Raw genomic sequence first — 23,639 nt, 5'->3', positions numbered from 1 at the left:
CCGTGAGTCTCGTGACCCTCCTCCCGTTCATCGTGCTCATCGGGGCCATGATCCTGATGACCCGGTCGGCCAAGAAGAAGCAGCAGCAGGCCATCGAGATGCGGAACCAGATGCAGCCCGGTTCCGGCGTCCGCACCATCGGGGGCATGTACGCCACGGTCAAGGAGGTCAACGAGGACACGGTCCTCCTCGACGCCGGGCCGGGCGTCGAACTGCTCTTCGCCAAGAACTCGATCGGTGCCGTTCTGCCGGACGACGAGTACAACCGGATCGTCCACGGCATCGAGCACGACCTGAAGTCCGACTCGGACGTCGTCCCGGACGACGCCTCCGCCCTCACCGAGACCGACGGCGCCTCCGACGCTGCCGCCGCCTCCGACGACAAGCCCGTCGACCTCGGCAAGAAGGACGTGGAGCCCTCCGACGACATCGCGGACGAGGCGGCGCCGAAGAAGACCGACGGCGACACCGACGCGAAGTAGCGATGTCCCGGGGCGCGCGAGCGGGACTCGCGTTCCCCGGGACATCCGCATCCCGCGCGGGATCCCGACACCATGTCATGGCCGCCGGCACGCCCACGGGGCGCGAGGCGGCCCGAGAGGGAGTACGAGAAGGTGGCAGCACCTAAAAGGGGCCGGAACGCGAGCGCCCAGAGCAAGCCGGGGCGCTCGCTGGCCCTGATCCTGATCGCCATCGTGGCGCTCACCGGCGGCATGTTCGCCTCCGGTCACACCACTCCGCGGCTCGGCATCGACCTGGCCGGCGGCACGAGCATCACGCTCCGCGCCGTCCCGGAGGACGGCAACGAGGCAGCGATCAACAAGACCAACATGGACACCGCGGTCTCCATCATGGAGCGCCGCGTCAACGGTCTTGGCGTCTCGGAGGCGGAAGTCCAGACGCAGGGTAGTCGCAACATCATCGTGAACATTCCCAAGGGCACGAATTCCGAGCAGGCCCGGGATCAGGTCGGCACCACCGCCAAGCTGTACTTCCGGCCCGTCCTGGCCACCGAGCCCACGGGCCCTGCCGCCACCCCCTCGCCCAGCGGATCTCCGAGCGCCTCTCCCAGCGCGTCGGGCAAGCCCGCCGACAAGGCGAGCCCGTCCGCCTCCGCGGGCGCGGCGACTCCCTCGGCCTCCGCCACCACCCAGGGCCGCGCCGTCACGGACGCCCTGAAGGCCGACCCCACGCCCTCCGGCAGCGCCTCCGGCTCCCCGTCGGCGAGCGGATCCCCCTCGGCCAGCCCCTCCCCGTCCGCGAACGGCGCCGACAGCGACGCCCAGGCCGCCTACGCCGCGCTCGACTGCTCCAAGGAGAGCGCGCGCAACAAGGCCGGCGACGGCTCCAAGCCCGAGGACACCACCGTCGGCTGCGGCGAGATCCAGGGCGTCTGGTACAAGTACCTGCTCGGCCCGGCCGCCGTCGACGGCACCGAGGTCAAGAAGGCCCAGGCCGTCTACGACACGCAGAGCGGCGCCGGCTGGAAGGTCCAGATGGACTTCACCGGCGAGGGCGACAAGAAGTTCTCCGACATCACCGGCAAGCTGGCGCAGAACCCCTCGCCGCAGAACCAGTTCGGCATCGTCCTGGACGGCCAGGTCGTCTCCAGCCCGTTCGTCAGCCAGGCCATCACCGGCGGCAACGCCGAGATCTCCGGCAGCTTCACCCAGGAGGAGGCCCAGGGCCTCGCCAACATGCTGTCGTACGGCGCCCTCCCGCTGACCTTCAAGGAGGACAGCGTCACCACGGTCACCGCGGCGCTCGGCGGCGAGCAGCTGGAGGCCGGCCTGATCGCGGGCGCCATCGGCCTCGCCCTGGTCGTGCTCTACCTGGTGATCTACTACCGCGGCCTGTCGCTCGTCGCGATCGCCTCGCTGCTGATCTCCGCCGCCCTGACCTACGTGATCATGTCGCTGCTCGGCCCGGCCATCGGCTTCGCGCTGAACCTGCCGGCCGTCTGCGGCGCCATCGTCGCCATCGGCATCACGGCGGACTCGTTCATCGTCTACTTCGAACGCGTCCGCGACGAGATCCGCGAGGGCCGCTCCCTGCGCCCCGCCGTCGAGCGGGCCTGGCCGCGCGCCCGGCGCACCATCCTGGTCTCCGACTTCGTGTCCTTCCTCGCCGCGGCGGTGCTCTTCATCGTCACCGTCGGCAAGGTCCAGGGCTTCGCCTTCACGCTCGGCCTGACCACCGTCCTCGACGTCGTGGTCGTGTTCTTCTTCACCAAGCCGCTGCTGACGCTGCTCGCCCGCCGCACGTTCTTCGCGGACGGCCACCCCTGGTCCGGCCTCGACCCGAAGCGCCTGGGTGCCCGGCCGCCGCTGCGCCGCACCCGCCGTCCGGCCGCCGCCCCCGTCGAAACGAAGGAGGCCTGAGATGTCGAAGCTCGGCAACCTCGGCGCCCGACTGCACCGTGGCGAGGTCGGCTACGACTTCGTCAAGAACCGCAAGATCTGGTACGGCATCTCGATACTGATCACCATCACGGCCATCGTCGGCCTGGCGGTGCGCGGCCTCAACATGGGCATCGAGTTCCAGGGCGGTGCCGTCTTCACCACCGGCAAGACCACCGTCTCGGTCTCCCAGGCCGAGGAGTACGCCGAAGAGGCCTCCGGCCACGACGCGATCGTCCAGAAGCTCGGCAACAGCAGCGACGGCGCCCTGCGCATCCAGGTCGCGGGCATCGACACCGAGCGGTCCGACCAGATCAAGGACCGGCTGGCCGCGGACATGAAGGTCGACGCCGAGACGATCAACGCCGAGCTGGTCGGCCCCAGCTGGGGTGACCAGATCGCGAACAAGGCCTGGCAGGGCCTCGGCATCTTCCTGATCCTCGTGGTGATCTACCTGGCCATCGCCTTCGAGTGGCGCATGGCCGTCGCGGCGTTCGTCGCGCTGATCCACGACATCACCATCACGGTCGGCATCTACGCCCTCGTCGGCTTCGAGGTGACGCCGGGCACGGTGATCGGTCTGCTCACCATCCTCGGTTACTCGCTGTACGACACGGTCGTCGTCTTCGACAGCCTCAAGGAACAGACGCGGGACATCACCAAGCAGACCCGCTGGACGTACAGCGACATCGCCAACCGGTCGATCAACAGCACCCTGGTCCGCTCGATCAACACCACGGTGGTCGCGCTGCTGCCGGTGGCGGGCCTGCTGTTCATCGGCGGCGGAGTCCTCGGCGCCGGCATGCTCAACGACATCTCGCTGTCGCTGTTCGTCGGCCTCGCCGCCGGCGCGTACTCCTCGATCTTCATCGCCACGCCGCTCGTCGCCGACCTCAAGGAGCGTGAGCCGCAGCTGAAGGCGCTCAGGAAGCGCGTCCTGGCCAAGCGCGCGCAGGGCGCCGAGCAGGGCGAGCCGCAGACCGAGTACGCCGGCGACGACGCGTACGCCGACGACGACGCGGCCCCCGCGGTCGTCGGCCCGCGTGACCAGTCCGCCTCCCGTACCCGCCGCGGCCGTCCCTCCGGGAAGCGCCGATGACCGACGTCAAGGAGCTTCTGCTCAGCCGCATCCGCGATGTCGCGGACTACCCGGAGCCGGGGGTGATGTTCAAGGACATCACCCCGCTCCTGGCCGACCCGGCGGCCTTCACCGCGCTCACCGACGCGCTGGCCGAGATCGTGGAGCGCACGGGGGCAACGAAGATCGTCGGCCTGGAGGCCCGCGGCTTCATCCTGGGCGCCCCGGTCGCCGTCCGCGCCGGCGTCGGCTTCATCCCGGTCCGCAAGGCCGGCAAGCTCCCCGGAGCCACCCTGCGCCAGGCGTACGACCTGGAGTACGGCTCGGCGGAGATCGAGGTGCACGCCGAGGACCTGAGCGCCGAGGACCGCGTCCTGGTCGTCGACGACGTGCTGGCCACCGGCGGCACCGCCGAGGCCTCCCTCCAGCTCATCCGCCGCGCCGGCGCCCAGGTCGCGGGCGTCGCGGTGCTGATGGAACTGGCCTTCCTCGACGGCCGCAGCCGCCTGGAACCGGCCCTCGACGGCGCCCCGCTGGAGGCCCTGCTCGTCGTCTGAGCACCCCGCGAGGCCGCCCACGCGGTCGTACGGCACCGCTGAGGCGGGCCCGGAGGAATCCGGCGCCCGCCTCATGTGTTTCCCCAGTGGACCGCTTTCCCGTCAGCCTGAAGGCGATCCGCGGGCCCGGGCTCGCTACCATGGGGTTTCCGGAGCCTGACCGGGGGACCCGGATCGCGCACGAGGAGCCCTCTTGCCAGACGAGGCCCAGCACCTGACCGCCGCCAAGCCCGAGCGCGCCTCGGACTCCGCGGCCACGCCCGCGCCGCAAGCGAAGAACGACACCCGCGGGACGGCACAGCGCGGCCGCAGCGGCTCCTCCTCGCCCGCCTCCACCTCCTCGCCCGGCCCGTCGGCCTCGCCCGGCCCGTCCGGCGCCAAGGCAGCCGCCCAGCAGGACGGGCCCAAGCCGTCCCCGCCCGCCGACTCCGCTCGCGCGGCGGGTGCCCCCGCACCGGAGCGCCCCCAAGGGCCTTCCAAGAGTTCCGGCCGAGGGGCCTCCGCCCCCACGCCCCCGGTCCGCCCCGCCACGCCGCCCCAGCCCGCGCGCACCGGCTCCTCCAACCGCGTCCGCGCCCGCCTCGCCCGGCTCGGCGTGCAGCGCGCCAACCCGTACAACCCGGTGCTGGAGCCGCTGCTGCGGATAGTCCGGAGCAACGACCCCAAGATCGAGACGTCGACGCTCCGCCAGATCGAGCGCGCCTACCAGGTCGCCGAGCGCTGGCACCGCGGCCAGAAGCGCAAGAGCGGCGACCCGTACATCACGCACCCCCTCGCCGTCACCACCATCCTCGCCGAGCTGGGCATGGATCCGGCCACCCTGATGGCGGGCCTGCTGCACGACACCGTCGAGGACACCGAGTACGGCCTCGAAGACCTGCGCCGCGACTTCGGCGACGTGGTCGCCCTGCTCGTCGACGGCGTCACCAAGCTCGACAAGGTCAAGTTCGGCGAGGCCGCCCAGGCCGAGACCGTGCGCAAGATGGTCGTCGCCATGGCCAAGGACCCGCGCGTCCTGGTCATCAAGCTCGCCGACCGCCTGCACAACATGCGCACCATGCGCTACCTCAAGCGCGAGAAGCAGGAGAAGAAGGCGCGCGAGACCCTGGAGATCTACGCGCCGCTCGCCCACCGCCTGGGCATGAACACCATCAAGTGGGAGCTGGAGGACCTCGCCTTCGCGATCCTCTACCCCAAGATGTACGACGAGATCGTCCGCCTGGTCGCCGAGCGCGCCCCCAAGCGCGACGAGTACCTGGCCATAGTCACCGACGAGGTCCAGCAGGACCTGCGCGCCGCCCGCATCAAGGCGACGGTCACCGGCCGCCCCAAGCACTACTACAGCGTCTACCAGAAGATGATCGTCCGTGGCCGTGACTTCGCGGAGATCTACGACCTGGTGGGCATCCGCGTCCTCGTGGACACCGTCCGCGACTGCTACGCCGCCCTCGGCACGGTGCACGCGCGATGGAACCCGGTCCCCGGCCGGTTCAAGGACTACATCGCGATGCCGAAGTTCAACATGTACCAGTCGCTGCACACCACGGTCATCGGCCCCAACGGCAAGCCCGTCGAGCTGCAGATCCGCACCTTCGACATGCACCGCCGCGCCGAGTACGGCATCGCCGCGCACTGGAAGTACAAGCAGGAGGCCGTGGCCGGCGCCTCCAAGGTCCGCACCGACGCGCCGAAGGCACCCGCGGGCAAGGCCGGCAAGGAAGCCGCCGCCATCAACGACATGGCGTGGCTGCGGCAGCTGCTGGACTGGCAGAAGGAGACCGAGGACCCCAGCGAGTTCCTGGAGTCGCTGCGCTTCGACCTCTCCCGCAACGAGGTCTTCGTCTTCACCCCCAAGGGCGACGTCATAGCGCTCCCCGCCGGCGCCACCCCCGTGGACTTCGCCTACGCCGTCCACACCGAGGTCGGCCACCGCACCATAGGGGCCCGGGTCAACGGCCGGCTGGTCCCGCTGGAGTCCACCCTGGACAACGGCGACCTCGTGGAGGTCTTCACCTCCAAGGCCCCCGGCGCCGGCCCGTCGCGCGACTGGCTCGGTTTCGTCAAGTCACCGCGCGCCCGCAACAAGATCCGCGCCTGGTTCTCCAAGGAGCGCCGCGACGAGGCGATCGAGCAGGGCAAGGACGCCATCGTCCGCGCCATGCGCAAGCAGAACCTGCCGATCCAGCGCATCCTCACCGGCGACTCCCTGGTCACCCTCGCCCACGAGATGCGCTACCCGGACATCTCCGCGCTGTACGCGGCGATCGGCGAGGGCCACGTCTCCGCGCAGAACGTCGTGCAGAAGCTCGTCCAGGCCTTCGGCGGCGAGGAGGCGGCCACCGAGGAGATCGACGAGAGCGTGCCGCCGTCGCGCGGACGCGGCCGCAAACGCCGGGCCAGCGCCGACCCGGGCGTGGTCGTCAAGGGCGTCGAGGACGTGTGGGTCAAGCTGGCCCGCTGCTGTACGCCCGTCCCCGGCGACCCGATCATCGGCTTCGTCACCCGCGGCAGTGGCGTCTCGGTGCACCGCAGCGACTGCGTGAACGTCGACTCGCTGTCGCGGGAGCCGGAGCGGATCCTCGACGTCGAGTGGGCGCCCACCCAGTCCTCGGTCTTCCTGGTCGCCATCCAGGTCGAGGCGCTGGACCGCTCCCGGCTGCTGTCGGACGTCACCCGCGTCCTGTCCGACCAGCACGTCAACATCCTCTCCGCGGCCGTCCAGACCTCCCGCGACCGCGTCGCCACCTCCCGCTTCACCTTCGAGATGGGCGACCCGAAGCACCTCGGCCATGTGCTGAAGGCGGTCCGGGGCGTGGAGGGCGTGTACGACGTGTACCGGGTGACCTCGGCGCGCAACCGGACCTGACCACACGCCGACGCGAAAGGGGCTCCCCTCCACGACGGAGAGGAGCCCCTTTCGTACGACCGCGGGCGTCAGCCCCCGAACTCCTGCAGACCCTTCAGCGCCTGGTCCAGCAGCGCCTGGCGGCCCTCCAGCTCGCGCTCCAGCTTCTCCGCCTTCGCGTTGTTGCCCTGGGCGCGGGCCTGCTCGATCTGGCCCTTGAGCTTGTCCACGGCGGCCTGGAGCTGACCGGTCAGACCCTCGGCACGCGCGCGTGCCTCCGGGTTGGTCCGGCGCCACTCGGCCTCCTCGGCCTCCTGGAGCGCCCGCTCCACCGCGTGCATCCGGCCCTCGACCTTCGGCCGGGCGTCGCGCGGCACATGGCCGATGGCCTCCCAGCGCTCGTTGATCGAGCGGAAGGCGGCCCGCGCGGCCTTCAGGTCGGTGATCGGGAGCAGCTTCTCGGCCTCCTCGGCCAGCTCCTCCTTCAGCTTCAGGTTCTCGGCCTGCTCGGCGTCACGCTCGGCGAACACCGAGCTGCGGGCGGCGAAGAACACGTCCTGGGCGCCGCGGAAGCGGTTCCACAGGTCGTCCTCGTGCTCGCGCTGCGCCCGGCCGGCGGCCTTCCACTCCGCCATCAGCTCGCGGTAGCGCGCGGCGGTCGGACCCCAGTCGGTGGAGTCCGACAGCGCCTCGGCCTCGGCGACCAGCCGCTCCTTGGTCCTGCGGGCCTCCTCGCGCTGCGCGTCGAGCTGCGCGAAGTGCGCCTTGCGCCGCTTGGAGAACGCCGACCGCGCGTGCGAGAAGCGGTGCCACAGCTCGTCGTCCGACTTGCGGTCCAGCCGCGGCAGCCCCTTCCAGGTGTCCACCAGCGCCCGCAGCCGCTCCCCGGCCGCCCGCCACTGGTCGGACTGGGCCAGCTCCTCCGCCTCGGCGACCAGCGCCTCCTTGGCGTGCCGGGCCTCGTCGGCCTGCTTCGCGCGCTGCGCCTTGCGCTCCTCGCGGCGTGCCTCGACGGTCTGCACCAGCTTGTCCAGCCGGGCCCGCAGGGCGTCCAGGTCACCCACCGCGTGGTGCGCGTCGACCTGCTCGCGCAGATGGTCGATGGCCGCCATGGCGTCCTTCGCCGACAGGTCGGTGGTCCGCACGCGCTTCTCGAGGAGGCCGATCTCGACCACCAGTCCCTCGTACTTGCGCTCGAAGTAGGCCAGCGCCTCGTCGGGGGAGCCGGCCTGCCAGGAGCCGACGACCTTCTCGCCGTCGGCCGTACGCACGTACACGGTCCCCGTCTCGTCGACGCGGCCCCACGGGTCGCTGCTCACAGCGCCTCCTCCACATGATGCCTGCGGGGGGTCTCAGCTCCCCCGGGCATCGTCCACAGTTTCGTCACGGCCAACATAGGCGACCAGCGGGTTGCCTGTCCGCATCCCGCGCGACCGAAGTTCGCAGATGGCGGTCAGGATTTCGTGACGGTCGCCTTGTCGATCACGACCGTCGCGTTGGGCGCGCCGTCACCGGCGCCGGTGTTCTCGCCCGCGGCGGCGATCTTCTTCACGACCTTCAGGCCCGAGGCGGAAACGGTACCGAACGGGGTGTAGTTCGGCGGCAGCTGACTGTCCTGGTAGACCAGGAAGAACTGGCTGCCGTTGGTGTTCGGCCCGGAGTTCGCCATCGCCACCGTGCCCGCCGGGTAGACGTTGCCCTTCAGGCTCTTGTCCTTCAGGTTCTCGTCCTTGATCTCGTACCCCGGACCGCCGCTGCCGCTGGCCGTGGGGTCGCCGCACTGGAGCACGTAGATGCCGTTGGTGGTCAGGCGGTGGCACTTCGTGTGGTCGAAGTAGCCCTTGCCGGCCAGGAAGTGGAAGGAGTTCACGGTGTGCGGGGCCGCCGACGCCTTCAGCGCGACGTCTATGTCACCGCAGGTCGTCTCGAGCCGCATCGTGTACTCGGCCGACTTGTCGATGGTCATCGCCGGCTCCTTCTTCCAGCTCATCGACTCGACCTTGCCCTTGGCCGGCTTGTCGCACGGGTCCGGCGGCGTGCTGGTGGCGCTCGGGGTGACCTCCGCGCCCGCGGTCTTCTTGCCGTCGTCCTTCAGGGCCCCGGTCGTGTACAGCGCGAGGCTGCCGACCAGGACGACGCCGAGCGCCGATGCGATCACCGCGTTGCGCGTGCGGGCCTTGCGCCGCGCGGCGGTGCGCCGCTGCTGCTGCCGCAAGAACTTCTCCCGGGCGAGCTGACGCCGCCGCTGCTCCTGGCTGACCACCGGGTTTACTCCTCATACGTCTCGTACGTCGACGGGTGGTACGCGTGCGTCTGTGTGAGCGACCGCCTGCGTGTGCCCCGTACCGTATATGGGTTCGCTGAGGAAACGGCAGCGCCGGTAGGCTCTGACGGAAGCTGCAGCCGCCCGTATCGACACAACGAAGGACGATCGTGCTCATTGCCGGGTTCCCCGCCGGGGCCTGGGGGACCAACTGTTACCTGGTCGCCCCCGCCGCCGGTGAGGAGTGCGTGATCATCGACCCGGGCCACGAGGCGGCCCCAGGAGTCGAAGAGGCGCTGAAGAAGCATCGGCTCAAGCCCGTCGCCGTCGTCCTCACCCACGGCCACCTCGACCACGTGGCCTCGGTCGTCCCGGTGTGCGGCGCGCACGGCGTACCGGCCTGGATCCACCCCGAGGACCGGTACATGATGAGCGACCCCGAGAAGGCCCTCGGCCGGTCCATCGGCGCCCAGCTGCTGGGCGACCTGACCGTGGGGGAGCCGGACGACGTCAGGACGCTCACCGACGGCGCGAAGCTGGAGCTGGCCGGTCTGGAGCTGACCGTCGCGCACGCGCCGGGCCATACCAAGGGGTCGGTGACCTTCGGCCTGCCCGAGACGGCGGACATCCCGCCGATCCTGTTCTCGGGCGACCTGCTGTTCGCCGGCTCCATCGGACGCACCGACCTGCCCGGCGGTGACATGGCCGAGATCCTCGACTCGCTGGCCCGCGTGTGCCTGCCGCTCGACGACTCGACCGTGGTGCTGTCCGGCCACGGCCCCCAGACGACCATCGGCCAGGAGCGCGCCACCAACCCGTACCTGCGGCAGGTGGCCGCCGGCCAGGGAGCGCACCCGCAGAGCGCTCCCCGACGAGGAATGTGACGAGAGACCTCCCGTGAGCACCTTCAAGGCCCCCAAGGGCACCTACGACCTGATCCCGCCGGACTCCGCGAAGTACCTGGCGGTCCGCGAGGCCATCGCCGCCCCGCTGCGCAACTCCGGCTACGGCTACATCGAGACGCCCGGCTTCGAGAACGTCGAGCTGTTCGCGCGCGGTGTCGGCGAGTCCACCGACATCGTCACCAAGGAGATGTACGCCTTCGAGACCAAGGGCGGCGACAAGCTCGCCCTGCGCCCCGAGGGCACCGCGTCCGTGCTGCGCGCGGCCCTGGAGGCCAACCTGCACAAGGCGGGCAACCTCCCGGTCAAGCTCTGGTACTCCGGCTCGTACTACCGCTACGAGCGCCCCCAGAAGGGCCGCTACCGCCACTTCTCGCAGGTCGGCGCCGAGGCGATCGGTGCCGAGGACCCGGCGCTGGACGCCGAGCTGATCATCCTCGCCGACCAGGCGTACCGCTCGCTGGGCCTGAGGAACTTCCGCATCCTGCTCAACAGCCTCGGCGACAAGGAGTGCCGTCCGGTGTACCGGGCCGCGCTCCAGGACTTCCTGCGCGGCCTGGACCTCGACGAGGACACCCTGCGCCGCGCGGAGATCAACCCGCTGCGCGTCCTCGACGACAAGCGCGAGTCGGTCCAGAAGCAGCTGGCGGGCGCCCCGCTGCTGCGCGACTACCTGTGCGACGCCTGCAAGGCGTACCACGAGGAGGTCCGCGAGCTGATCACCGCCGCCGGCGTCTCCTTCGAGGACGACCCGAAGCTGGTGCGCGGCCTGGACTACTACACCCGGACCACCTTCGAGTTCGTCCACGACGGCCTGGGCTCCCAGTCCGCGGTGGGCGGCGGCGGCCGCTACGACGGCCTGTCCGAGATGATCGGCGGTCCCGCGCTGCCGTCCGTCGGCTGGGCCCTCGGCGTCGACCGCACGGTCCTCGCCCTGGAGGCCGAGGGCGTCGCGCTCGACCTGCCCGCCGCCACCAGCGTCTTCGCGGTGCCGCTCGGCGAGGAGGCCCGCCGGGTGCTGTTCGCCAAGGTCACCGAACTGCGCAAGGCGGGCGTCGCGGCCGACTTCTCGTACGGCGCCAAGGGCCTCAAGGGCGCGATGAAGAACGCCAACCGCAGCGGTGCCCGCTACACGATCGTGGCCGGTGAGCGCGACCTCGCCGAGGGCGTCGTCCAGCTCAAGGACATGGAGTCCGGGGAGCAGACCGCGATCGGCGTCAACGAGATCGTGGCGGAGCTGGAAGCGCGGCTCGGCTGACCAAGTGCCGTGCGGGCGCCGGGAGTCCGTTCGCGGCTCCCGGCCCCGCACGGCGCCTTTGCCGGTGTCCGGATCCGATCGCCGGTCGTCCCTCGGCCGTATGTCCTTATGCGCAGCGAACGGTGGACCCACAGCGGCTTGCGGCACAATGTCCGGTGCCGGAAGCAGGTCCACCCCCTCAAGTGACGGAATCGGCGTGATGAGCAAGACGACAGTCCAGGACGCCTCCACGGAGCCCCAGCCCGAGCCGCGGTCGCAGCCGCAGCGCGCCACCGCCGGCCGTGCCTTCGCCCTGCTCCTGGTGATCACCGGCGCGGCGGGCCTGCTCGCCGCCTGGGTCATCACGATCGACAAGTTCAAGATCCTCGAAGGCAAGGTCAGCGGGGAGACCTTCACCCCCAGCTGCAGCCTCAACCCGATCGTCTCCTGCGGCAGCGTCATGGAGAGCGATCAGGCCTCCGTCTTCGGCTTCCCGAACCCGATGCTGGGCCTGGTCACCTACGCCGTCGTGATCGGCGTCGGCATGAGCCTGCTGGCCCGCGCCCGCTTCCCGCGCTGGTACTGGCTCACCTTCAACGCGGGCACCCTCTTCGGCGTCGCGTTCGTCACCTGGCTGATGATCCAGTCGCTGTACGAGATCAACGCCCTGTGCCTGTGGTGCTCGCTGGCCTGGGTCGCCACGCTCACCATGTTCTGGTACGTGACCTCGTTCAACATCCGCAACGACTTCCTGCCCGCCCCCGCCGGCGTGAAGCGGTTCCTCGACGAGTTCACCTGGGTGCTGCCGGTCACCCACACCGGCATCATCGTCATGCTGGTCCTGACCCGCTGGGGCGCCAGCCTCTGGGCCTGAGCCCCAGCGCCCGGCGGCATTGTCAGTGCGGTGATTTAGGGTTTCCAGCGTGGAGCCCGACCTGTTCACCGCCGCCGCAGAAGAACGCCAGGAGAAGGACCCGGCCGGCAGCCCGCTGGCCGTGCGGATGCGCCCGCGCACCCTCGACGAGGTCGTGGGCCAGCGGCATCTGCTCAAGCCCGGCTCACCGCTGCGCCGCCTGGTCGGCGAGGGCTCCGGCGGGCCGGCCGGACCGTCCTCGGTGATCCTGTGGGGCCCGCCCGGCACCGGCAAGACGACCCTGGCGTACGTCGTCTCCAAGGCCACCAACAAGCGGTTCGTGGAGCTGTCCGCGATCACCGCGGGCGTCAAGGAGGTCCGCGCGGTCATCGACGGCGCCCGCCGCGCCACCGGCGGGTACGGCAAGGAGACCGTCCTCTTCCTCGACGAGATCCACCGCTTCAGCAAGGCCCAGCAGGACTCCCTCCTCCCGGCCGTCGAGAACCGCTGGGTCACCCTCATCGCGGCGACCACCGAGAACCCGTACTTCTCGGTGATCTCGCCCCTGCTGTCCCGCTCCCTGCTGCTCACCCTCGAACCCCTCACCGACGACGACATCCGCGGGCTGCTCCGCCGGGCGCTGAGCGACGAACGCGGGCTCAAGGACGCCGTCGGCCTGCCCGAGGACACCGAGGAGCACCTGCTGCGCATCGCCGGCGGCGACGCCCGCCGCGCGCTGACCGCGCTGGAGGCCGCCGCGGGCGCCGCGCTCGCCAAGGGCGAGACGGAGATCGCCCTGACCACCCTGGAGGAGACGGTCGACCGCGCGGCCGTCAAGTACGACCGCGACGGCGACCAGCACTACGACGTCGCCAGCGCCCTCATCAAGTCCATCCGCGGTTCCGACGTCGACGCCGCCCTGCACTATCTGGCCCGCATGATCGAGGCCGGCGAGGACCCCCGGTTCATCGCCCGCCGGCTGATGATCTCCGCCAGCGAGGACATCGGCCTGGCCGACCCGAACGCGCTGCCCATCGCGGTCGCCGCCGCCCAGGCCGTCGCGATGATCGGCTTCCCCGAGGCCGCCCTCACCCTCAGCCACGCCACCATCGCCCTGGCCCTCGCCCCCAAGTCCAACTCCGCGACCACCGCCATCGGCGCCGCCCTGGAGGACGTCCGCAAGGGACTGGCCGGCCCGGTCCCCGCCCACCTGCGCGACTCCCACTACCAGGGCGCGTCCAAGCTCGGCCACGGCCAGGGGTACGTCTATCCGCACGACCTGCCGGAGGGCATCGCCGCCCAGCAGTACGCCCCGGACGCCCTGAAGGACCGGGAGTACTACACCCCCACCCGGCACGGCACGGAGGCGCGGTACGCGGACGCGGTGGAGTGGACCAGGAAACACCTCGGTCGCAGACGGTCCTGAGCACCCTGTAGACTCGCCCGGAGTGCTGCGTCCCGTGCTGTCAGAACGGGACGGTCAGCCGGAGCACCGGTCCCCCCGGGACCGGCTCCAGGAGCGTCGCGCACCGTCGAAGGTGTCGCGGGCAGCCCACCACCCACCCGGCAAGCGCCCGGGAACGGTCGGTGGGCCACTCGCGTGCTGCACGTATGTGCCCAGCAAGGGGAGCGGCTGCCCGGCAGGTCCCGCGCGGACCCGGCGGGTTTCCCCGGCTGCGGATGCGACCTCCCGAAACCCTGACAAGCCGAACCTAGGAAATGAGAAACAGTGGCGAACCAGTCCCGCCCCAAGGTCAAGAAGTCGCGTGCCCTCGGCATCGCGCTGACCCCGAAGGCCGTCAAGTACTTCGAGGCCCGTCCCTACCCGCCGGGTGAGCACGGCCGCGGCCGCAAGCAGAACTCGGACTACAAGGTCCGTCTGCTGGAGAAGCAGCGTCTGCGCGCGCAGTACGACATCTCCGAGCGTCAGCTGGTCCGCGCCTACGAGCGTGCCTCCAAGGTGCAGGGCAAGACCGGTGAGGCCCTGATCGTCGAGCTCGAGCGGCGTCTGGACGCCCTGGTCCTGCGTTCGGGCATCGCCCGCACGATCTACCAGGCCCGCCAGATGGTCGTCCACGGCCACATCGAGGTCAACGGCCAGAAGGTCGACAAGCCGTCCTTCCGCGTGCGTCCGGACGACGTCGTCCAGGTCCGCGAGCGCAGCCGCGAGAAGACGCTGTTCCAGATCGCCCGCGAGGGTGGCTTCGCCCCGGAGGGCGAGACCCCGCGCTACCTCCAGGTGAACCTCAAGGCCCTGGCGTTCCGCCTGGACCGCGAGCCGAACCGCAAGGAGATCCCGGTGATCTGCGACGAGCAGCTCGTCGTCGAGTACTACGCCCGTTGATCCGGGAGTAGCGCCCTTCGCGTCAGCCCGTCGTCTCCCCGCCCTTCCGGGTGGGCGAGGCGGCGGGCTTTTGCATGTCGGCGGCCGGTCCCTGGGTACGCCGCGCCGCCCCGCGCGGTCCCGGCACCGCGTCCAGGCCGCGCGCGGGCCGCAGCGCCCGGTCGACCGTCTCCGCCCGGCTCAGGCCCTCGCCCTCCCGCACGCACGCCTCGTACCGCTCGTCGCCCAGTCCCTCGCGGGCGATCGCCTCGCACAGCTCGTGCGGCCCGTTGTAGTGCGCCGAGCCGAACAGCGGCAGCCCCACCGACGGCCACATGCGCGAGGCCGCGCCCTGGAGGACCGCCGCCTGCGCGAGTTCACCCGCGGTGGCCAGGACCAGCGCCAGCAGTTCGATCGACAGCACGCAGCCGAGCAGATCACGGAAACCGTGCGCGCTCACGAGGGAGTCGGCCAGCAGGGTGCGGGCGCGCCCCACGTCGCCCTCGCTCCACGCCGCGTAGGCCAGGACGTAGAGCGCGTACCCGCGCGCCCACCGCTCGCCGTGGTCCTCGCACACCCGGCGCACGTCCTCGCACAGCCGCACCGCGTCCGGCAGATCGCCCTGGAAGGCGCGGGTCATGGCCAGTTCCACCTGCGCCATCAGGACGTTGCTGTTCAGCTCGCCGATCTCCCGGTAGCGGCGCAGCGCCGACCGCAGCAGCGTTTCTGCACGGTCCACGTCGTCCGTGACCAGCGCCAGACAGCCGCTGCGGTGCTCGGCGTACGCCATGGCCGTGGGGCTCGCCGACCGCTCCGCGCCCTCCCGGCACTCCTGGAGCGCGGCCAGCGCGGCCACCGCGTCGCCCTGCAGGATGGTCACGTAACCGAGCACCCACAGCGCCTTCAGCCGGGGCTGCTCGTGACGCGAGTCCAGCGCCAGGGACCGCTCCAGCCAGTGACGGCCCTCCGCCAGCCGGCCGCAGCCGACCCAGCAGAACCACAGGGACCCCGCCAGGTACTGGCCCAGGTGCGCCGCGTCCGGCTCGGTCATGCAGTACTCCAGCGCGCTGCGCAGGTTCGGCAGCTCCGCCTCGATCCGCGCGGCCACCTCCGACTGGCGCGGCGAGAACCACTCCAGCTCGCACCAGGTCGCCAGGCCCATGAACCAGTCCCGGTGCCGGCGCCGCAGCCGGTCCGCGTCACCGGTCGACTCCAGCCACTCGGCGCCGTACGCGCGGACCGAGTCCAGCATCCGGTAGCGCACCCCGGCCGCGGTCTGCTCCCGCGCCACCACCGACTGCGCGATCAGCTCGGACAGCGCGTCGAGGACGTCGTCCGCGTGCAGACCGTGCCCCCCGCACACGTACTCGGCCGCCTCCAGGTCGAACGGCCCGGCGAACACCGACAGCCGCGACCACAGCAGCCGCTCGCGCGGGGCGCACAGCTCATGGCTCCAGCCGATCGCGGTGCGCAGCGTCCGGTGGCGGGGCAGCGCTTCCCGGCCGCCGCCGGTCAGCAGCCGGAACCGGTCGTCGAGCCGCTGCAGGAGCTGCCCGACGCTCAGCGCCCGCAGCCGGCCCGCGGCCAGTTCGATCGCGAGCGGGATCCCGTCGAGCCGCCGGCACAGCTCCCGCACGGACTGCTCGTCGCCGGGGTCGACCCCCTGCCGCGCGGCCCGGTCCAGGAACAGCTCGACCGCCTCGTCCTCGCCGAGCGGGGCCAGCGGGAACAGCCGCTCGCCGGCCACGCCCAGCGGCCGGCGCCCCACGCCGAGCACCGTCAGCCCCGGCGCGCCCCGCAGCAGTTCGACCACCAGCCCGGCCACCGCCTCCACCAGGTGCTCGAACCCGTCGAGCACCAGCAGCGGTTCCCGCCCGGGGAGATGACCGAGCAGCGTCTCGCGGGGCGGCCGCTTGGTGTGGTCCGTCAGGCCCAGGGCCTCCACCACGGCGTGGTCGACGAACTCCGGGTCGCGGACCGGCGCCAGCTCCACGCGCCACACCCCGTCGGGCGGCGCGCAGCGCGCCGCGGCCCGCGCGGCCAGCCGCGACTTGCCCACCCCGCCGGCGCCGGTCACCGTCACCAGCCGTGAGGTGTCGAGCGCCGCCACGAGGGCACCGAGTTCGGAGGTCCGTCCGACGAATCCGTCGAGCTCCGCAGGGAGATTGCCGGTCAGGGAGGTGTGGCCACGCTGATGATCCCGCATGGCATACGGAGCGTACTGAAATGTATGCAGTCCGTACAATCGCCGGGCGCAACATCGCTGCCCACGGGCGCTAATCCGGTACGGAGCGGCAGCCCCGGCGCGATAGGCTCGGTGCACTGCCTTTTCAAGGTTCCGATGTTCAGAGCACGTTTCAGGGAGCGGGTGCACAAGGTGTCCGGTGGAGAGGTGGCCGGGATCCTGGTGGCCGTCTTCTGGGCGATCCTGGTCTCCTTCCTCGCGGTGGCTCTCGCGAGGCTGGCCCAGACGCTCAAGGCGACCACCAAGCTCGTGGCGGACGTGACCGACCAGGCCGTCCCGCTGCTGGCCGACGCCTCCGCGGCGGTGCGCTCCGCGCAGACCCAGATCGACCGGGTCGACGCGATCGCCTCCGACGTCCAGGAGGTCACCGCGAACGCCTCCGCGCTCTCGACCACCGTCGCCTCCACCTTCGGCGGCCCGCTGGTCAAGGTCGCGGCCTTCGGCTACGGCGTGCGCCAGGCGCTGAGCGGCCGCAAGGACGACATGCCCGACCGAGCGCCGCGGCGTACCGTGATCGTGGGCCGCACCGTCCCGGCCTCGCGGCGGGCGAAGCGGAACCTCCGCGGAAAGAAGGACTGAACCGAGCGATGTTCCGCCGTACGTTCTGGTTCACCACGGGTGTCGCCACCGGTGTGTGGGCCACCACCAAGGTCAACCGCAAGCTGAGGCAGCTGACGCCCGAGAGCCTGGCCGCGGCCGCGGCGAACAAGGCGATCGAAACCGGTCACAGACTCAAGGACCGCGCGGTGGGCTTCGCCCTCGACGTCCGCGACAACATGGCCCGCCGGGAAGCCGAACTGCAGGACGCGCTCGGCCTCGACGCGGATCCCGAACTCGCCCCGCCCCGGCGCCTGGCCGCCATCGAGAACCGCAACGATCCCCGGTACATCGACACCCCGAAGTACCCGTACAACAAGCCGTACAACAACCGGAATGAGGACCACTGATGGAGTCGGCTGAGATCCGCCGTCGCTGGCTGAGCTTCTTCGAGGAGCGCGGGCACACCGTCGTCCCTTCGGCGTCGCTCATCGCGGACGACCCGACTCTGCTCCTCGTCCCGGCCGGCATGGTGCCCTTCAAGCCCTACTTCCTGGGTGAGGTCAAGCCGCCGTTCCCGCGCGCCACCAGCGTGCAGAAGTGCGTGCGCACGCCCGACATCGAAGAGGTCGGCAAGACCACGCGGCACGGCACGTTCTTCCAGATGTGCGGCAACTTCTCCTTCGGCGACTACTTCAAGGAAGGCGCCATCAAGCTCGCCTGGGAGCTGCTCACCACGCCCCAGGACAAGGGCGGTTACGGCCTGGAGCCGGAGAGGCTCTGGATCACCGTCTACCAGGACGACGACGAGGCCGAGCAGATCTGGCACGAGGTCGTCGGCGTGCCCAAGGAGCGCATCCAGCGCCTGGGCATGAAGGACAACTTCTGGTCCATGGGCGTGCCCGGCCCCTGCGGCCCCTGCTCCGAGATCAACTACGACCGCGGCCCCGAGTTCGGCCCCGAGGGCGGCCCCGCCGTCAACGACGAGCGGTACGTGGAGATCTGGAACCTGGTCTTCATGCAGTACGAGCGGGGCGAGGGCACCGGCAAGGACAACTTCGAGATCCTCGGCGACCTGCCCAGCAAGAACATCGACACCGGCCTCGGCCTCGAGCGGCTCGCCATGATTCTGCAGGGCGTGCAGAACATGTACGAGATCGACACCTCGATGGCCGTGATCAACAAGGCCACCGAGCTGACCGGCGTCCGCTACGGCGACGCCCACGACTCGGACGTCTCCCTGCGCGTGGTCACCGACCACATGCGCACCGCCACCATGCTCATCGGCGACGGCGTCACCCCCGGCAACGAGGGCCGCGGCTACGTCCTGCGCCGCATCATGCGCCGCGCCATCCGCAACATGCGCCTGCTCGGCGCCACAGGGCCGGTCGTCAAGGACCTCATCGACGTCGTCATCGGCATGATGGGGCAGCAGTACCCCGAGCTGATCACCGACCGCGAGCGCATCGAGAAGGTCGCCCTCGCCGAGGAGAACGCCTTCCTCAAGACGCTGAAGGCCGGCACCAACATCCTCGACAGCGCCGTCGCCGAGACCAAGGCCGCCGGCTCCAGCGTGCTGCCCGGCGACAAGGCGTTCCTGCTCCACGACACCTGGGGCTTCCCGATCGACCTCACCCTGGAGATGGCCGCCGAGCAGGGCCTGTCCGTGGACGAGGACGGCTTCCGCCGCCTGATGAAGGAGCAGCGGGAGCGCGCCAAGGCCGACGCCCAGGCCAAGAAGACCGGCCACGCCGACATGGGCGCCTACCGCGAGATCGCCGACAAGGCCGGCGCCACCGACTTCATCGGCTACACCGACACCGAGGGCGAGTCCACGGTCGTCGGCATCCTCGTGGACGGCGTGTCCTCGCCCGCCGCCACCGAGGGCGACGAGGTCGAGATCGTCCTCGACCGCACCCCGTTCTACGCCGAGGGCGGCGGCCAGATCGGCGACACCGGCAAGATCAAGATCGACACCGGTGCCGTCATCGAGGTCCGCGACTGCCAGAAGCCGGTCCCGGGCGTCTACGTCCACAAGGGCGTCGTCCAGGTCGGCGAGGTCACCGTCGGCGCCAAGGCCCACGCCTCGATCGACGCCAGGCGCCGCTCGGCCATCGCCCGCGCCCACTCGGCCACCCACCTGACCCACCAGGCGCTGCGCGACGCCCTCGGCCCGACGGCCGCCCAGGCCGGTTCCGAGAACCAGCCCGGCCGTTTCCGCTTCGACTTCGGCTCCCCGTCCGCCGTGCCGCAGACGGTGATGACCGACGTCGAGCAGAAGATCAACGAGGTGCTGGCCCGCGACCTCTCGGTACACGCCGAGGTCATGGGCATCGACGAGGCCAGGAAGCAGGGCGCCATCGCCGAGTTCGGCGAGAAGTACGGCGAGCGGGTGCGCGTCGTCACCATCGGCGACTTCTCCAAGGAGCTGTGCGGCGGCACGCACGTGCACAAGACCTCCCAGCTGGGTCTGGTGAAGCTGCTCGGCGAGTCCTCCATCGGCTCCGGCGTGCGCCGTATCGAGGCCCTGGTCGGCGTGGACGCCTACCAGTTCCTCGCCCGGGAGCACACGGTCGTCAACCAGCTCACCGAGCTGCTCAAGGGCCGTCCGGAGGAGCTGCCGGAGAAGGTCTCCGCGATGCTCGGCAAGCTGAAGGAAGCCGAGAAGGAGATCGAGCGGTTCCGCGCCGAGAAGGTGCTCCAGGCCGCCGCCGGCCTCGCCGAGTCCGCCAAGGACGTGCACGGCGTCGCCCTGGTCACCGGCCAGGTCCCGGACGGCACCACCGCCGACGACCTGCGCAAGCTGGTCCTCGACGTGCGCGGCCGCATCCAGGGCGGCCGGGCCGCCGTGGTGGCCCTGTTCACCACGGCGAACGGCAAGCCGCTGACGGTGATCGCCACCAACGAGGCCGCCCGCGAGCGCGGCCTCAAGGCCGGCGACCTGGTCCGCACGGCCGCCAAGACGCTCGGCGGCGGCGGTGGCGGCAAGCCGGACGTCGCCCAGGGCGGCGGCCAGAACCCGGCCGCCATCGGCGAGGCCGTGCAGGCCGTCGAGCGCCTGGTCGCGGAGACGGCCAAGTAATGCGCAGAGGACGCCGGCTCGCCGTCGACGTCGGGGACGCCCGCATCGGGGTCGCCTCGTGCGACCCCGACGGGATCCTCGCCACGCCGGTGGAGACCGTTCCCGGCCGGGACGTCCCGGCGGCCCAGCGGCGCCTGCAGCAGCTGGTCGAGGAGTACGAGCCGATCGAGGTCGTCGTCGGGCTCCCGCGCTCCCTGAAGGGCGGCGAGGGCCCGGCCGCGGCCAAGGTCCGCGGCTTCGCCCGGGAACTGGCGCGCGCGATCGCCCCGGTTCCGGTGCGGCTGGTCGACGAGCGCATGACGACGGTGACGGCCAGTCAGGGCCTGCGCGCCTCCGGGGTGAAATCCAAGAAGGGGCGGTCCGTCATCGACCAGGCGGCCGCCGTGATCATCCTCCAGCAGGCGCTGGAATCCGAACGGGTGTCAGGTACAGCACCCGGTGAGGGCGTCGAAGTGGTCATCTGATCGCGATACGGTAACGTTCCGCGCGATGCGGCGGCATTCGAACAGCCGCCGCACAGCAAGAGGCGGTGCGGGACCGAGCCGGAGGGCCGCGACCGCCGCCTCGCGGCTCTAGGGGATCGATGACTGAGTATGGCCGGGGCCAAGGCTCCGAACCGTGGCATCCGGAGGACCCGTTGTACGGGGACGGCGGATGGGGAGGACAGCAGGCCCAGCAGGGCGGGCAGTCCGCCTACGGCGGCCGGCCACAGCACCATCCGCAGCAGCAGCCGCAGCAGACCGGCCAGCCGGAGTACGGCGACTGGAGCACCGGCGGCCAGGCCGCTTACGGCCAGGACGGGCAGCAGTACCAGGACTACGGTCAGCAGCAGTACCCCGGCCAGGGCGGGCAGCAGTACGACCAGCACGGCGGTCAGCACTACGACCAGCAGGGCGGCTCGCAGTACGACCAGCGGCAGCCGTACGACAACGGCGGCGGCTGGGCCGGCGACGCCCAGCCGCACATCCCGTACCCCGCGGAGCCCGTCGACCCGTACACCCAGCAGCCGGCGGGCTACGAAGGGGAGCAGCCCGACTTCTACGGCACGCCGGACGCCTATCCGCCGCCCGAGCCGCCCGCGCGCCGCACCGGCGACCCCGAGCCCGTCACCGACTGGGACCCGGGCCCCGACCAGGGAGAAGCCGCCTTCTTCGCGGGCGGGGACGACGACGGCGACGGTGACGAGCAGCCGGGCGGCCGGCGCGGCCGGGGCAGCGACCGCCGGGGCCGCGGCGGCAAGAACAAGAAGAGCCGCAACGGCATCGCCTGCCTGGTGGTCGTCGCGGTGTTCGGCGGCGGCCTCGCGGGCGTCGGCTACTTCGGGCTCCAGTTCTACCAGGACCGTTTCGGCGAGGCCCCCGACTTCGCGGGCGACGGCAACGGCGAGCAGGTCTCCGTCACCATCCCGCCGGGCGCGAGCGGCTCCGAGATGGGCAACATCCTCAAACGGGCCGGGGTCGTCAAGAGCGTCGACGCCTTCGTCGCCGCCCAGAACGCCAACCCGCAGGGCAAGAGCATCCAGGACGGCGTGTACACGCTGGAGAAGGAGATGTCGGCCGACAGCGCGGTCGAACTCATGCTCAGCCCCGAGAGCAAGAACAACCTCATCATCGCCGAGGGCCGGCGCAACGCCGAGATCTACCAGCTCATCGACAAGCGTCTGGAGGTCGAGTCGGGCACCACCGCCAAGGTCGCCCAGGAGGAGTGGAAAGAGCTCGGCCTGCCCGACTGGGCGCAGAACCACGAGGGCGTCAAGGACCCGCTGGAAGGCTTCCTGTACCCCTCCAGCTATCCGGTCGCCAAGGGCCACAAGCCCGAGGACGTCCTCAAGCAGATGGTGCAGCGCGCCACCGCCACGTACGAGGAACTGGGCGTCGAGAAGAAGGCCGAGAGCCTGGGGCTGGAGAACCCGTGGCAGCTGGTCACCGTCGCGAGCCTGGTCCAGGCCGAGGGCACCAGCCACGACGACTTCCGCAAGATGGCCGAGGTCATCTACAACCGGCTCAAGCCCGCGAACCCGCAGACCAACGGCATGCTGGAGTTCGACTCCACGTACAACTACATCAAGAACCAGAGCAAGATCGACCTGACTCTGGCCGAGCTCAGGAACTACGACAACCCGTACAACACGTACTACTACCGCGGTCTGCCGCCCGGCCCGATCAGCAACCCCGGTGAGGACGCGATCAAGGGCGCCCTCGACCCGACCGACGACGGCTGGTACTACTTCATCTCCATGGACGGCAAGACCAGCAAGTTCACCCGGACCAACGAAGAACACCAGCGCCTGGTCGACCAGTGGAACGCTTCGAGGAACAAGTGATGGCACCCTCCCGCCGGGCAGCCGTTCTCGGCTCGCCGATCGCCCACTCCCTCTCCCCGGTGCTGCACCGCGCCGCCTACGCGGAGCTGGGGCTGACCGACTGGACGTACGACCGCTTCGAGGTCGACGAGCAGGCGCTTGCGGGCTTCGTGGAGGGACTGGGACCGGAGTGGGCCGGCCTGTCGGTGACCATGCCGCTGAAGCGGGCGGTCATCCCGCTGCTCGACGAGATCAGCCCGACCGCGGCCTCGGTGGACGCCGTCAACACCGTCGTCTTCCACGAGGACGGCCGCCGGACCGGTGACAACACCGACATTCCCGGCATGGTCGCGGCCCTGGCCGAGCACGGCATCGACAAGGTCGACGGCGCCGCCGTCCTCGGCGCCGGCGCCACCGCCTCCTCCGCCCTCGCCGCGCTCGCCCGGATCTGCACCGGCGAGATCGCCGTCTACGTGCGCAGCGAGGCCCGCGCGGCCGAGATGCGCAGGTGGGCCGAGCGGCTGGACGTCCAGATCCGCATCGCCGACTGGGCCGACGCCGAGCAGGCGCTGCGCGCGCCCCTCGTCATCGCCACCACCCCGGCGGGCGCCACCGACGCCCTGGCCGCCGCCGTCCCCGAGCGGCCCGCCGCCCTCTTCGACGTGCTGTACGACCCGTGGCCGACCATGCTCGCGGCCCGCTGGTCCGCCTACGGTGGCGCCGTGGTCAGCGGACTCGACCTCCTCGTCCACCAGGCGGTCCTCCAGGTGGAACAGATGACGGGTCGCGCACCGGCCCCCGTCGCCGCCATGCGCCGCGCGGGCGAGCGCGCCCTCGCGGAGCGCCGGCGCTAGCGCCTGGGGTGTCTCCCGGCCGTGCCCTGCCGTACCACGGGGCGCGGCTCGTCGTCGTGGTCCTGCAGGCGCTCCGCATGGCTCATTTCCGACCCCGTCCGGTCCGCTGGGTGGACCGGCCGATGGGGCAGCCGCCGCGGCATGGGAGGATCGGAGGCGGCG

At 71.0% G+C, this 23,639-nt stretch carries 19 protein-coding genes; 16 read left to right on the top strand and 3 right to left on the bottom strand.

Annotation, left to right across the window (positions count from 1 at the left end; genetic code table 11):
• Window positions 1-2: 2 nt before the first annotated feature.
• The 5 genes from yajC (at window position 3) to G7Z13_RS05905 (ending at window position 6,900) form a co-directional block, all read left to right on the top strand.
• Window positions 3-482, top strand: coding sequence for a preprotein translocase subunit YajC (yajC, locus tag G7Z13_RS05925; RefSeq protein ID WP_165996724.1), 480 nt, complete (start codon window positions 3-5; stop codon window positions 480-482).
• A gap of 132 nt (window positions 483-614) precedes the next feature.
• Entirely contained in the window at window positions 615-2,381 is a 1,767-nt protein-coding gene (gene secD / locus G7Z13_RS05920; protein WP_165996722.1) for a protein translocase subunit SecD, read from the top strand.
• A gap of 1 nt (window position 2,382) precedes the next feature.
• A complete protein-coding gene (gene secF / locus G7Z13_RS05915) occupies window positions 2,383-3,498 on the top strand; it encodes a protein translocase subunit SecF (RefSeq protein ID WP_165996720.1) in 1,116 nt (371 codons plus the stop codon).
• Window positions 3,495-4,034: an adenine phosphoribosyltransferase gene (locus tag G7Z13_RS05910; protein WP_165996718.1), complete on the top strand. Its 540-nt coding sequence runs from the start codon at window positions 3,495-3,497 to the stop codon at window positions 4,032-4,034. Before secF ends, G7Z13_RS05910 begins: the two co-directional genes overlap by 4 nt.
• 193 nt (window positions 4,035-4,227) lie before the next feature.
• A complete protein-coding gene (locus G7Z13_RS05905; protein WP_165996716.1) occupies window positions 4,228-6,900 on the top strand; it encodes a bifunctional (p)ppGpp synthetase/guanosine-3',5'-bis(diphosphate) 3'-pyrophosphohydrolase in 2,673 nt (890 codons plus the stop codon).
• 68 nt (window positions 6,901-6,968) lie between these two features.
• On the opposite strand, the gene G7Z13_RS05900 is transcribed toward G7Z13_RS05905, so the two are convergent.
• Window positions 6,969-8,198, bottom strand: coding sequence for a DUF349 domain-containing protein (locus G7Z13_RS05900; RefSeq protein ID WP_165996715.1), 1,230 nt, complete (start codon window positions 8,196-8,198; stop codon window positions 6,969-6,971).
• Window positions 8,199-8,332: 134 nt separating this feature from the next.
• Window positions 8,333-9,142, bottom strand: coding sequence for a peptidylprolyl isomerase (locus G7Z13_RS05895; protein ID WP_165996713.1), 810 nt, complete (start codon window positions 9,140-9,142; stop codon window positions 8,333-8,335).
• A 170-nt stretch (window positions 9,143-9,312) separates the two neighbouring features.
• On the opposite strand from G7Z13_RS05895, the gene G7Z13_RS05890 reads away from it, so the two are divergent.
• The 5 genes from G7Z13_RS05890 to rpsD all read left to right on the top strand — a co-directional run bounded on the left by G7Z13_RS05890 (window position 9,313) and on the right by rpsD (window position 14,478).
• Window positions 9,313-10,026 carry an MBL fold metallo-hydrolase gene (locus G7Z13_RS05890; protein ID WP_165996711.1) on the top strand — a complete coding sequence of 238 codons (714 nt, stop codon included), beginning with the start codon at window positions 9,313-9,315 and terminating at the stop codon, window positions 10,024-10,026.
• A gap of 13 nt (window positions 10,027-10,039) precedes the next feature.
• Complete coding sequence (gene hisS, locus G7Z13_RS05885; RefSeq protein WP_165996709.1) at window positions 10,040-11,302, top strand: histidine--tRNA ligase; 1,263 nt, start codon at window positions 10,040-10,042, stop codon at window positions 11,300-11,302.
• A 199-nt stretch (window positions 11,303-11,501) separates the two neighbouring features.
• Entirely contained in the window at window positions 11,502-12,155 is a 654-nt protein-coding gene (locus G7Z13_RS05880) for a vitamin K epoxide reductase family protein (RefSeq protein ID WP_165996706.1), read from the top strand.
• A gap of 49 nt (window positions 12,156-12,204) precedes the next feature.
• Window positions 12,205-13,560: a replication-associated recombination protein A gene (locus G7Z13_RS05875; protein WP_165996705.1), complete on the top strand. Its 1,356-nt coding sequence runs from the start codon at window positions 12,205-12,207 to the stop codon at window positions 13,558-13,560.
• A 303-nt stretch (window positions 13,561-13,863) separates the two neighbouring features.
• The gene (gene rpsD / locus G7Z13_RS05870; RefSeq protein WP_165996703.1) at window positions 13,864-14,478 is read left to right on the top strand and encodes a 30S ribosomal protein S4; all 615 of its coding nucleotides are present in this window, start codon (window positions 13,864-13,866) and stop codon (window positions 14,476-14,478) included.
• Between the two features lie 22 nt (window positions 14,479-14,500).
• Here the strand turns inward: rpsD and G7Z13_RS05865 are convergent, their stop codons facing one another.
• The gene (locus G7Z13_RS05865) at window positions 14,501-16,663 is read right to left on the bottom strand and encodes a regulator (protein ID WP_165996701.1); all 2,163 of its coding nucleotides are present in this window, start codon (window positions 16,661-16,663) and stop codon (window positions 14,501-14,503) included.
• Between the two features lie 162 nt (window positions 16,664-16,825).
• Here G7Z13_RS05865 and G7Z13_RS05860 point away from each other — a divergent pair, with 162 nt between their 5' ends.
• The 6 genes from G7Z13_RS05860 to G7Z13_RS05835 all read left to right on the top strand — a co-directional run bounded on the left by G7Z13_RS05860 (window position 16,826) and on the right by G7Z13_RS05835 (window position 23,477).
• Complete coding sequence (locus G7Z13_RS05860; RefSeq protein WP_166004685.1) at window positions 16,826-17,281, top strand: DUF948 domain-containing protein; 456 nt, start codon at window positions 16,826-16,828, stop codon at window positions 17,279-17,281.
• An 8-nt stretch (window positions 17,282-17,289) separates the two neighbouring features.
• Window positions 17,290-17,649, top strand: coding sequence for a hypothetical protein (locus tag G7Z13_RS05855; protein WP_165996699.1), 360 nt, complete (start codon window positions 17,290-17,292; stop codon window positions 17,647-17,649).
• Window positions 17,649-20,321, top strand: a complete 2,673-nt coding sequence (alaS, locus tag G7Z13_RS05850; RefSeq protein ID WP_165996697.1) for an alanine--tRNA ligase — start codon at window positions 17,649-17,651, stop codon at window positions 20,319-20,321. The genes G7Z13_RS05855 and alaS overlap by 1 nt, the downstream gene beginning before the upstream one ends.
• Window positions 20,321-20,785 (top strand): Holliday junction resolvase RuvX, encoded by a 465-nt coding sequence (gene ruvX, locus G7Z13_RS05845; protein WP_165996695.1) that lies wholly within the window; start codon window positions 20,321-20,323, stop codon window positions 20,783-20,785. The genes alaS and ruvX overlap by 1 nt, the downstream gene beginning before the upstream one ends.
• Window positions 20,786-20,904: 119 nt before the next feature.
• On the top strand, window positions 20,905-22,644 hold the full coding sequence (gene mltG, locus G7Z13_RS05840) for an endolytic transglycosylase MltG (RefSeq protein WP_165996693.1): 1,740 nt from the start codon (window positions 20,905-20,907) through the stop codon (window positions 22,642-22,644).
• Window positions 22,644-23,477 carry a shikimate dehydrogenase gene (locus G7Z13_RS05835; RefSeq protein ID WP_165996691.1) on the top strand — a complete coding sequence of 278 codons (834 nt, stop codon included), beginning with the start codon at window positions 22,644-22,646 and terminating at the stop codon, window positions 23,475-23,477. The genes mltG and G7Z13_RS05835 overlap by 1 nt, the downstream gene beginning before the upstream one ends.
• The last annotated feature ends 162 nt before the right edge of the window (window positions 23,478-23,639 follow it).

This window comes from Streptomyces sp. JB150 (assembly GCF_011193355.1).
Classification (GTDB): Bacteria; Actinomycetota; Actinomycetes; order Streptomycetales; family Streptomycetaceae; genus Streptomyces.
The sequence above is the reverse complement of the archived record's forward strand: the minus strand, read 5'-3'. Positions and strand labels throughout refer to the sequence as shown.

Excerpts from the sequence above, each read along its gene's own strand:
- secF (WP_165996720.1), top strand. The coding sequence starts at position 2,383 with ATGTCGAAGCTCGGCAACCTCGGCGCCCGACTGCACCGTGGCGAGGTC.
- G7Z13_RS05910 (WP_165996718.1), top strand. The coding sequence starts at position 3,495 with ATGACCGACGTCAAGGAGCTTCTGCTCAGCCGCATCCGCGATGTCGCG.
- G7Z13_RS05880 (WP_165996706.1), top strand. The coding sequence starts at position 11,502 with ATGAGCAAGACGACAGTCCAGGACGCCTCCACGGAGCCCCAGCCCGAG.
- G7Z13_RS05865 (WP_165996701.1), bottom strand. The coding sequence starts at position 16,663 with ATGCGGGATCATCAGCGTGGCCACACCTCCCTGACCGGCAATCTCCCT.
- G7Z13_RS05855 (WP_165996699.1), top strand. The coding sequence starts at position 17,290 with ATGTTCCGCCGTACGTTCTGGTTCACCACGGGTGTCGCCACCGGTGTG.
- alaS (WP_165996697.1), top strand. The coding sequence starts at position 17,649 with ATGGAGTCGGCTGAGATCCGCCGTCGCTGGCTGAGCTTCTTCGAGGAG.
- ruvX (WP_165996695.1), top strand. The coding sequence starts at position 20,321 with ATGCGCAGAGGACGCCGGCTCGCCGTCGACGTCGGGGACGCCCGCATC.
- mltG (WP_165996693.1), top strand. The coding sequence starts at position 20,905 with ATGACTGAGTATGGCCGGGGCCAAGGCTCCGAACCGTGGCATCCGGAG.
- G7Z13_RS05835 (WP_165996691.1), top strand. The coding sequence starts at position 22,644 with ATGGCACCCTCCCGCCGGGCAGCCGTTCTCGGCTCGCCGATCGCCCAC.